Below are 8,649 nucleotides of genomic sequence, written 5' to 3'. Positions count from 1 at the left end.
CCGAGCGCCGGATGCCGGCCGCCTCCCGCACGCCCGACACGGGCGCCGCGCACGCGGCAAAGACGGCCGAGCGCACGCGCCTGTCCGCCGACACGGCCGCCGCGGTGGCCGACGCGGTGAAGTCGCGCATCGAGCGGATCGTCAACGACACGGTGATGCAGGAACTCGGCGAACTGCGCGGGATGATGGAAGAGCAGTTCGACAGCCTGAAGTGGCACGACCGCCAGCGTCGCAGCGCCGTGCACGGCGCGCTGACGAAGCACCTGTTCGCGGCCGGTTTCTCCGCGCAGCTCGTGCGGATGCTGGTCGACAACCTGCCGTCCGGCGACGGCACGCAGACCTTCGAACAGGCCGCCGAATGGGCGCAGTCGGTGCTCGCGTCGAACCTGCCGGTGCTCGACAGCGAGGACGCGCTGATGGAGCGCGGCGGTGTGTTCGCGCTGATGGGGCCGACGGGCGTCGGCAAGACGACCACCACCGCGAAGCTGGCCGCGCGCTGCGTGATGCGCTTCGGCGCGAGCAAGGTCGCGCTGCTGACCACCGACAGCTACCGGATCGGCGGCCACGAGCAGTTGCGCATCTTCGGCAAGATCCTCGGCGTGCCGGTGCACGCGGTGAAGGATGCGGGCGATCTCGCGCTCGCGCTGTCCGAGCTGCGCAACAAGCACATCGTGCTGATCGACACGATCGGCATGAGCCAGCGCGACCGCGCGGTGTCCGACCAGATCGCGATGCTGCACGGCGCGAACGCGCCGGTGCAGCGCCTGCTGCTGCTCAACGCGACGAGCCACGGCGACACGCTCAACGAAGTCGTGCAGGCATACCGCAGCGCGGGCGAGCATCCGCACGCGGCATCCTCCGATCTCGCCGGCTGCATCCTCACGAAGCTCGACGAGGCGACCCACCTCGGCGGCGTGCTCGACACGGTGATCCGCTACAAGCTGCCGGTCCACTACGTGTCGACCGGCCAGAAGGTGCCGGAGAACCTGTACGTCGCCTCGACCAAATTCCTGCTGAAGAGCGCGTTCTGTGTGCCGCGCGACGGCTCCCCCTTCGTGCCGCAAGACGAGGACATGCCGACGCTGCTTTCCGCACTGACCGCACGTTCCACCGCCGAGCTGCACGAGGTGCGATTTGGATAAACGGATCATCGACCAGGCCGAAGGGTTGCGGCGCCTGCTGGCCGGGCGCGCGTCGCGCATCGTCGCGGTGACGGGCGGGCCGACGGGGGTGGGCTGCACGTCCGCCATCGTGAATCTGGCGACGGCGCTCGCGTCGCTCGGCAAGGACGTGCTCGTCGTCGACGAACGCGCCGACGTGCATTCGGCCAGCGCGACCCTGGCGGGCGCGTGGCTGCGCGACGGCGAACGCACGCGGGTGGCCGCCGGCTTCGGCCTGTGCGCGGCCGCGCGGCTCGCGCGTGCCGGCTACAGCGACGCGCAGTTGAGCGATTTCATCGACGGCCCGGCCGACATCGTGCTGGTCGACGCGCAGCTCGGCGCCGACGGTTCGTTCTCGGCGCTCGCCCGCGAGGCCCACGATGTGCTGGTCGTCACGCGGGTCGCCGCGCAGGCGATCACCGAGGCGTACGCATGCATGAAGCGGCTGCATTTCGCGCACGCGTTCGCGCAGTTCCGCGTGCTGACCAATCACGTCGGCAGCCACGCGGACGCGAAGACGGCCTTCGACAACCTCGCGGGCGTCGCGAGCCGCTACCTGACCGTGTCGATTGCCGACGCGGGCTGCGTGAGCGCCGATCCGCTCGTCGAGCATGCGCGCGAACTGATGCACGCGGTGGTCGATGCGTTCCCGTCGTCGCCGGCTGCGCGCGACTACCGGCAGATTGCCGCCGACCTGCTGTACTGGCCGATGCGCCCGCGGCCGGGCACGGGGCGCGCGGTCCACGCGGGCGGCAAGCCGTCGTATGAGGCCGGCGCGGCACACGCCGCGTGAGCGCCACTGGAAGGAGAGAGCCATGATGTACAACGCTCAAGGAAAGATGTCCCAGGCCGACGTGCTCGCGCAATATGCGCCGCTCGTGCGTCGCCTCGGGCTGCAGCTCGTCGCGAAGATGCCGGCGAGCGTCGACCTCGACGATCTGATCCAGGCCGGCATGATCGGCCTGATGGACGCGGCCGGCCGCTACAAGGAAGACCAGGGCGCGCAGTTCGAGACCTACGCGACGCAGCGCATCCGCGGCGCGATGCTCGACGAGCTGCGCAGCAACGACTGGCTGCCGCGCAGCCTGCGCAAGACGTCGCGCGAGGTCGAGCACGCGGTGCACCAGGTCGAGCAGCATCTCGGCCGCTCGGCGAGCGAGACCGAGATCGCCGAGCACCTGAAGATGCCGCTCGACGAATACCAGGGGATGCTGCAGGACCTGCACGGCAGCCAGCTCATCTACTACGAGGATTTCGACCGCGCGGCCGACGACGAGCCGTTTCTCGACCGCTATCGCGTCGATCACGCCGATCCGCTGTCGGCGCTGCTCGACGAGCACCTGCGCGAGGCGCTCGTCGAGGCGATCGAGCGGCTGCCGGAGCGCGAGAAGCTGCTGATGTCGCTGTACTACGAACGGGGTCTGAATCTGCGCGAGATCGGCGCGGTGCTCGAAGTGAGCGAGTCGCGCGTGTGCCAGCTGCACAGCCAGGCCGTCGCGCGCCTGCGCGCGCGGCTGCGCGAACAGGCCTGGGTCGGCGCGGAGTCCTGACCCTGTCAGGGCGGCCACGCGCGCCGACGCCGCGCGCTTGTGCCGTGCTTGCGTCGCGGTGCTCGCGCATTTTGCGCGCCGATTTGCTACAATCCCCTCCGTTTTCCGAGGAGCGTTGCGACGGACCGTCCGTGTCCGCCAGGCTCGGAAGGCTTCACCAAGCAGCCGTGCGGCGCGTTCAGCGATCGTCGCGCCGGCCCCGCTTCCTGAACGGCGCTCACGTCACCAATCTAGAACTTTTTTAGAAAGGAGGGCGTGATGAACGCCATTATCGATTCCAAGGCTTCCCACGATTACGTCGTCGCCGACATGGCACTGGCCGGCTGGGGCCGCAAGGAACTCAACATCGCCGAGACCGAAATGCCGGGCCTCGTGCAGATCCGCGACGAATACAAGGCGCAGCAGCCGCTGAAGGGCGCGCGCATCGCCGGTTCGCTGCACATGACGATCCAGACGGGCGTGCTGATCGAGACGCTGAAGGCGCTCGGCGCGGACGTCCGCTGGGCCTCGTGCAACATCTTCTCGACGCAGGATCACGCCGCGGCCGCGATCGTCGAAGCCGGCACGCCGGTGTTCGCGTTCAAGGGCGAGTCGCTCGACGAATACTGGGAGTTCTCGCACCGCATCTTCGAATGGCCGAACGGCGAATTCGCGAACATGATCCTGGACGACGGCGGCGACGCAACGCTGCTGCTGATCCTCGGCGCGAAGGCCGAGAAGGACCGTTCGGTGATCGCGAAGCCGACCAACGAGGAAGAAGTCGCGTTGTACAAGTCGATCGCGAAGCACCTCGACATCGATGCGACCTGGTACTCGAAGCGCCTCGCGCACATCAAGGGCGTGACCGAGGAAACCACGACCGGCGTGCACCGCCTGTACCAGATGGAAAAGGACGGCCGCCTGCCGTTCCCGGCGTTCAACGTGAACGATTCGGTCACGAAGTCGAAGTTCGACAACCTGTACGGCTGCCGCGAATCGCTGGTCGACGGCATCAAGCGCGCGACCGACGTGATGATCGCGGGCAAGGTCGCGGTCGTCGCGGGCTACGGCGACGTGGGCAAGGGCTGCGCGCAGTCGCTGCGCGGCCTGGGCGCGACCGTGTGGGTCACCGAAATCGATCCGATCTGCGCGCTGCAGGCGGCGATGGAAGGCTACCGCGTCGTGACGATGGAATACGCGGCCGACAAGGCCGACATCTTCGTGACGGCGACCGGCAACTACCACGTGATCAACCACGATCACATGAAGGCGATGCGCCACAACGCGATCGTCTGCAACATCGGCCACTTCGACTCGGAAATCGACGTCGCGTCGACGCGCCAGTACCAGTGGGAAAACATCAAGCCGCAGGTCGACCACATCATCTTCCCGGACGGCAAGCGCGTGATCCTGCTGGCGGAAGGCCGCCTCGTGAACCTCGGCTGCGCGACCGGCCACCCGTCGTTCGTGATGTCGAACTCGTTCGCGAACCAGACGCTCGCGCAGATCGAGCTGTTCGTGCGCGGCAACGAGTACGAGAACAAGGTGTACGTGCTGCCGAAGCATCTCGATGAAAAGGTCGCGCGCCTGCACCTCGCGCGCATCGGCGCGAACCTGTCCGTGCTGTCGGACGAGCAGGCTTCGTACATCGGCGTGCAGAAGGACGGCCCGTTCAAGCCGAACCACTACCGCTACTGATGCGTCGAGGCCGCCGCCGTGCCGTGCGCGCCCCGCTGCGGGACACACGGTGCGGCAGCGGCCCGGCGCCGGATCGCCGGCTTGCCGCGCGGCGCCTTCGGGCCCGCGCGACGGCCGGCGGCGGCCACTGATCGTACAGATCGACAACCGAACCGGAGCACTCCATGAGCGTCATCCTCACCTGGGTCATCAACGCGCTCGCGCTGCTGATCATCACGTATCTCGTGCCGTCGATCCACATCAAGAGCTTCGGCACCGCGCTGATCATCGCGGTCGTGCTCGGCCTGATCAACACGGTGATCCGTCCGGTGCTGATCCTGCTGACGCTGCCCGTGACGATCGTCACGCTGGGGGTGTTCATCCTCGTCGTGAACGCGCTGTGCTTCTGGTTCGCGTCGTCGCTGCTGAAGGGCTTCGAGGTGTCGGGATTCTGGTCCGCGTTCTTCGGGTCGATCCTGTACAGCATCGTGTCGTGGCTGCTGTCCGCCCTGATCTTCGGCCAGCGCGACATCGGCTGAGGGCTGAACCCACCGAATCATGAAACCGATCGAACTCTCGTTTGAATTCTTCCCGCCGAAGACGGCGGACGGCGTCGAAAAGCTGCGCGCGACGCGTGCGCAACTGCTGCCGCTGAAGCCGAAATTCGTCTCCGTGACGTTCGGCGCCGGCGGCTCGACGCAGCAGGGCACGCTCGATACCGTGCTCGACATGCAGAAGGACGGCCTCGAGGCCGCGCCGCACCTGTCGTGCATCGGCTCGTCGCGCGACAGCCTGCGCGCGATCCTCGACCAGTACCGCTCGCACGGCATCCGGCACATCGTCGCGCTGCGCGGCGACCTGCCGTCGGGGATGGGCGAGGTCGGCGAGCTGCGTTATGCGTCCGAGCTCGTCAGCTTCATCCGCGCCGAGCATGGCGACTGGTTCCACATCGAAGTCGCCGGCTACCCGGAGTACCACCCGCAGTCGCGTTCGCCGAAGGCCGATCTCGAGAATTTCGCGCGCAAGGTGAAAGCCGGCGCGAATTCCGCGATCACGCAGTACTTCTTCAACGCCGACGCGTATTTCCGCTTCGTCGACGATACGCGCAAGCTGGGTGTGGACGTGCCGATCGTGCCGGGCATCATGCCGATCACGAACTTCTCGCAGCTGATGCGCTTCTCCGAGATGTGCGGCGCCGAAGTGCCGCGCTGGGTCGCGCGCCGGCTCGAAAGCTTCGGCGACGATCGCGAGTCGATCCGCGCGTTCGGCGCGGACGTCGTCACGGGCCTGTGCCAGCGCCTGATCGATGCGGGCGTGCCGGGGCTGCATTTCTATACGCTGAACGCAGCGACCGCCACGCGGACGATCTGCGAACGGCTCGCCGTGTAAGCGCGGTCGCGCGGTTGCATGCGCCAAAACCCCGCCGGGTTCCGGCGGGGTTTTTTTTCGTGACGCGTGGCGCAAGCGCCGGCGCGTCAGCGCTGCGCCTGCATCAGCGGCGGGCGGCGATCGAACCACGGCCGCGCCTGCTCGAGCTGCCGCGCGAGCCTGAGCAGCAGCGCTTCGTCGGCGTGGCGCGCGGCGAACTGCACGCCGATCGGCAGCCCGCGCGCATTCCAGTAGAGCGGCACCGACATCGCCGGCTGGCCGGTCAGGTTGAACAGCTCGGTACAGCCGGCCCACGCGAACGCCTTTTCCGACGACTTCGCGAGCATTTCCTTCAGCAGCGGCTTGACCGGCAGCGCGGCGACCAGCTTCATCTGCGCGGATTCGAACGGCGTCGGCTGCAGCTCGCCGATCTTCACCGGCGGCGCCGCGAGCGACGCGCACAGGATCGCGTCGTAGCGCGAGACGAGACCGGAAACCTGCACGGTCAGCTGGCGCTGCCATTCGAGCACGTCCGGCAGGCGCGTGCGGGCGAGGCGCCGGCCGACCACGGCCATCGCCCACGTCGCGGCCTCGAATTCGCCGCGCCGCGGCGTGCGGCCGGTCAATGCGCGCGCGCCGAGCACCATCTCCTCGGCGATCGTCGCCCACAGCGTGAGGAAGGTTTCGGCCGCGCGGGCGTAGTCGACGTTCAGCGTCGCCGGTTCGACATGGTGACCGAGCGATTCGAGCAGCGCGGCCGCATCGTCGAGCGCCGCCCGCGTGTCGTCGGCGAGTGCCGGCGCGAGCATCGGATCGACGACGAAGCCGATCCGCAGCGGGCCGGGCGGCGTGTCGATCGCGCCGAGGAAGGTGCCCGGCGCGCCGGCCGGCAGCGTCTGGCCGGTCGTCACGTCGAGCAGCAGCGCGCTGTCGCGCACGCTGCGCGACACCGCATGCTGGACGACGAGTTCGCCGTTCGACGGCTGGTCGACGAGCATCGGGTTGCGGCTCGGCTTCAGGCCGAACAGCCCGCAGCACGACGCGGGAATCCGGATCGAGCCGCCGCCGTCGGACGCATGCGCGAGCGGCACGATGCCGGCCGCGACCGCCGCCGCGGCGCCGCCGCTCGAGCCGCCGGGCGTGTGGTCGAGATTCCACGGGTTGCGGCACGCGCCGAACAGCTCGGGTTCGGTGTACGGCATCTGGCCGATTTCCGACGTGTTGGTCTTGCCGAACACGTTCAGGCCCGCCGCGCGGCTGCGCGCGATCACCGGGGAATCGTCGGCCGGCACGAAATAGCGGTAGTGCCGGCTGCCCATCGACAGCGGCAGCCCGGCGACCGCCGCGCCGAGATCCTTGACGAGATACGGCACGCCCGCGAACGGCGCATCGGCGCCGGGTTCGGGTGCGGCGCCCGCGCGCTGGCGCGCGGCTTCGTAGTCCTGCAGCACGATCGCGTTGATCGCGCCGTTGACCGCTTCGGCCTGCCCGATCGCGGCGTCGAGCAGTTCGCGCGGGCTGGCCTTGCGGTCGCGCACGAGCGCCGCGAGGCCGATCGCGTCATGCGCGAGATAGTCCGAGTGCATCGCTGTCACCCCCGTTGTGACTCGTGGCGATGAGGGGAGCATAACGCGGGCCCGGTGCGCCGGGCCCGCGGCCGGGCTTGTTTACAGGTGCTCGGCGAGGAACGTCAGCGTGCGGCCGTGCGCGAGCGCCGCCGCGCGCTGGTTGTACGACGCGCGGTCCGTGCAGTTGAAGCCGTGCTCGGCGCCCGCGTACACGTGGAAGGACGCGTGGCCATGGCCGGCGAACGCGGCCTTCACCGCATCGACGGCCGTGAGCGGAATCCCGTGATCGTTTTCCGCGTAATGGAACAGGATCGGCTGCGTGACCTTGCCGGCCAGGTCGAGCGCGTTCTGGATGCCGCCGCCGTAATAGGACACGGCCGCGTCGAGCTTGCCGGTCGCGGCCGCGCGGTATGCGAGCTGGCCGCCGAAGCAGTAGCCGATCGCGGCGACCTTGCCGGCTACTTCGGGGCGGGCGCGCAACGCGTCGGCCGCCGCGCCGATGTCGGCAACCGCGAGACCCACGTCGGTCTTCTTCATCAGCTCGATGCCCTTGTCGCGATCCGCGCCTTCGTAGGTCAGCTCGACGCGCGGCTGCGTGCGCCAGAACACGTCCGGCGCGAGCGCGACGAAGCCGTCGGACGCGTACTGGTCGGCGACCGCGCGGATGTGCGCGTTCACGCCGAAGATCTCCTGGATGATGATGACGGCAGGGCCCTTGCCGCGCTTGGGCAGCGCGAGATAGCCGCCGAAGCTGTCGTTACCGGTCGGGATGTCGATCCATTGGGCAGTCACGTTCTGAACTCCTGGCGAACGGGATGCGCGATGCGCACCCCGGGGTGAAAGAGGGCGGCCTAGTGTGCCACCAATCGCCGGGTGCTGCAGCGCACGCGCCCGCTTCTCGCGCAGCGATCGTTTCGATCTCGATTATTCATTTTTCGGCGCCACGCGGCTTCGATAGAGTCGATGTGCCGGCATTTACAAAGCGCTTTCGCGCATCGTTCATCGAAGGATTCGCCATGTCTGCCCGTCTGTTTGCCACGCCCTTTTCCGAACGCTTCGGCCTGCGCCTGCCGCTCGTGCAGGCGCCGATGGTCGGCGCGACCACGACCGCGATGGTCGCCGCCGCATCGAACGCGGGCGCGCTCGGCAGCCTCGGCGCCGCCGCGTTCGCGCCCGAGCGCCTCGCCACCGAAGTCGACGCCATTCGCGCGGCGACCGATCGCCCGTTCGCGGTCAACCTGTTCGTGCTGCCGGACGCCACGCCCGTCGCGCGATCGATGCGGCCCTCGCGCACGCCGCGTCGCTGCAGGTCGACGGCGTCGCCATCGCCATCGTCGATGCCGGTGA

Annotated in this window: 9 protein-coding genes and 1 riboswitch; of the genes, 7 read left to right on the top strand and 2 right to left on the bottom strand. The window is 68.6% G+C overall.

The window, feature by feature from the left end; translation table 11 throughout:
* The 6 genes from flhF to metF all read left to right on the top strand — a co-directional run.
* Window positions 1-1,142 (top strand): flagellar biosynthesis protein FlhF (flhF, locus tag G3N62_RS32925; protein WP_241013272.1); only part of this gene is annotated, 1,142 nt, incomplete at its 5' end.
* A complete protein-coding gene (locus G3N62_RS32920) occupies window positions 1,135-1,953 on the top strand; it encodes a flagellar biosynthesis protein FlhG (protein WP_034188071.1) in 819 nt (272 codons plus the stop codon). The genes flhF and G3N62_RS32920, both read left to right, overlap by 8 nt.
* A 22-nt stretch (window positions 1,954-1,975) precedes the next feature.
* On the top strand, window positions 1,976-2,710 hold the full coding sequence (locus G3N62_RS32915; protein ID WP_034188070.1) for an RNA polymerase sigma factor FliA: 735 nt from the start codon (window positions 1,976-1,978) through the stop codon (window positions 2,708-2,710).
* A 101-nt stretch (window positions 2,711-2,811) separates the two neighbouring features.
* A riboswitch (S-adenosyl-L-homocysteine riboswitch) is annotated at window positions 2,812-2,936 on the top strand.
* 32 nt (window positions 2,937-2,968) lie between these two features.
* The gene (ahcY, locus tag G3N62_RS32910) at window positions 2,969-4,387 is read left to right on the top strand and encodes an adenosylhomocysteinase (RefSeq protein WP_034188069.1); all 1,419 of its coding nucleotides are present in this window, start codon (window positions 2,969-2,971) and stop codon (window positions 4,385-4,387) included.
* 164 nt (window positions 4,388-4,551) lie between these two features.
* Window positions 4,552-4,905, top strand: a complete 354-nt coding sequence (locus tag G3N62_RS32905; protein ID WP_006477367.1) for a phage holin family protein — start codon at window positions 4,552-4,554, stop codon at window positions 4,903-4,905.
* A 19-nt stretch (window positions 4,906-4,924) separates the two neighbouring features.
* The gene (gene metF / locus G3N62_RS32900) at window positions 4,925-5,755 is read left to right on the top strand and encodes a methylenetetrahydrofolate reductase [NAD(P)H] (protein WP_034188068.1); all 831 of its coding nucleotides are present in this window, start codon (window positions 4,925-4,927) and stop codon (window positions 5,753-5,755) included.
* An 86-nt stretch (window positions 5,756-5,841) separates the two neighbouring features.
* Here metF and G3N62_RS32895 read toward each other — a convergent pair whose 3' ends face one another.
* Window positions 5,842-7,320, bottom strand: coding sequence for an amidase family protein (locus G3N62_RS32895; protein ID WP_124671135.1), 1,479 nt, complete (start codon window positions 7,318-7,320; stop codon window positions 5,842-5,844).
* An 81-nt stretch (window positions 7,321-7,401) separates the two neighbouring features.
* Window positions 7,402-8,094 carry a dienelactone hydrolase family protein gene (locus tag G3N62_RS32890; RefSeq protein ID WP_049033307.1) on the bottom strand — a complete coding sequence of 231 codons (693 nt, stop codon included), beginning with the start codon at window positions 8,092-8,094 and terminating at the stop codon, window positions 7,402-7,404.
* Window positions 8,095-8,117: 23 nt separating this feature from the next.
* On the opposite strand from G3N62_RS32890, the gene G3N62_RS36200 reads away from it, so the two are divergent.
* Window positions 8,118-8,649, top strand: a 532-nt coding sequence (locus G3N62_RS36200) for a nitronate monooxygenase (RefSeq protein ID WP_241013271.1), incomplete at its 3' end; no start/stop codon positions are given.

This window comes from Burkholderia sp. Tr-20355, from assembly GCF_017104685.1.
Lineage (GTDB): Bacteria > Pseudomonadota > Gammaproteobacteria > Burkholderiales > Burkholderiaceae > Burkholderia > Burkholderia seminalis.
The sequence above is the reverse complement of the archived record's forward strand: the minus strand, read 5'-3'. Positions and strand labels throughout refer to the sequence as shown.

Coding starts and splice junctions, on each gene's coding strand:
- metF (WP_034188068.1), top strand. CDS start 4,925: ATGAAACCGATCGAACTCTCGTTTGAATTCTTCCCGCCGAAGACGGCG.
- G3N62_RS32915 (WP_034188070.1), top strand. CDS start 1,976: ATGATGTACAACGCTCAAGGAAAGATGTCCCAGGCCGACGTGCTCGCG.
- ahcY (WP_034188069.1), top strand. CDS start 2,969: ATGAACGCCATTATCGATTCCAAGGCTTCCCACGATTACGTCGTCGCC.
- G3N62_RS32895 (WP_124671135.1), bottom strand. CDS start 7,320: ATGCACTCGGACTATCTCGCGCATGACGCGATCGGCCTCGCGGCGCTC.
- G3N62_RS32905 (WP_006477367.1), top strand. CDS start 4,552: ATGAGCGTCATCCTCACCTGGGTCATCAACGCGCTCGCGCTGCTGATC.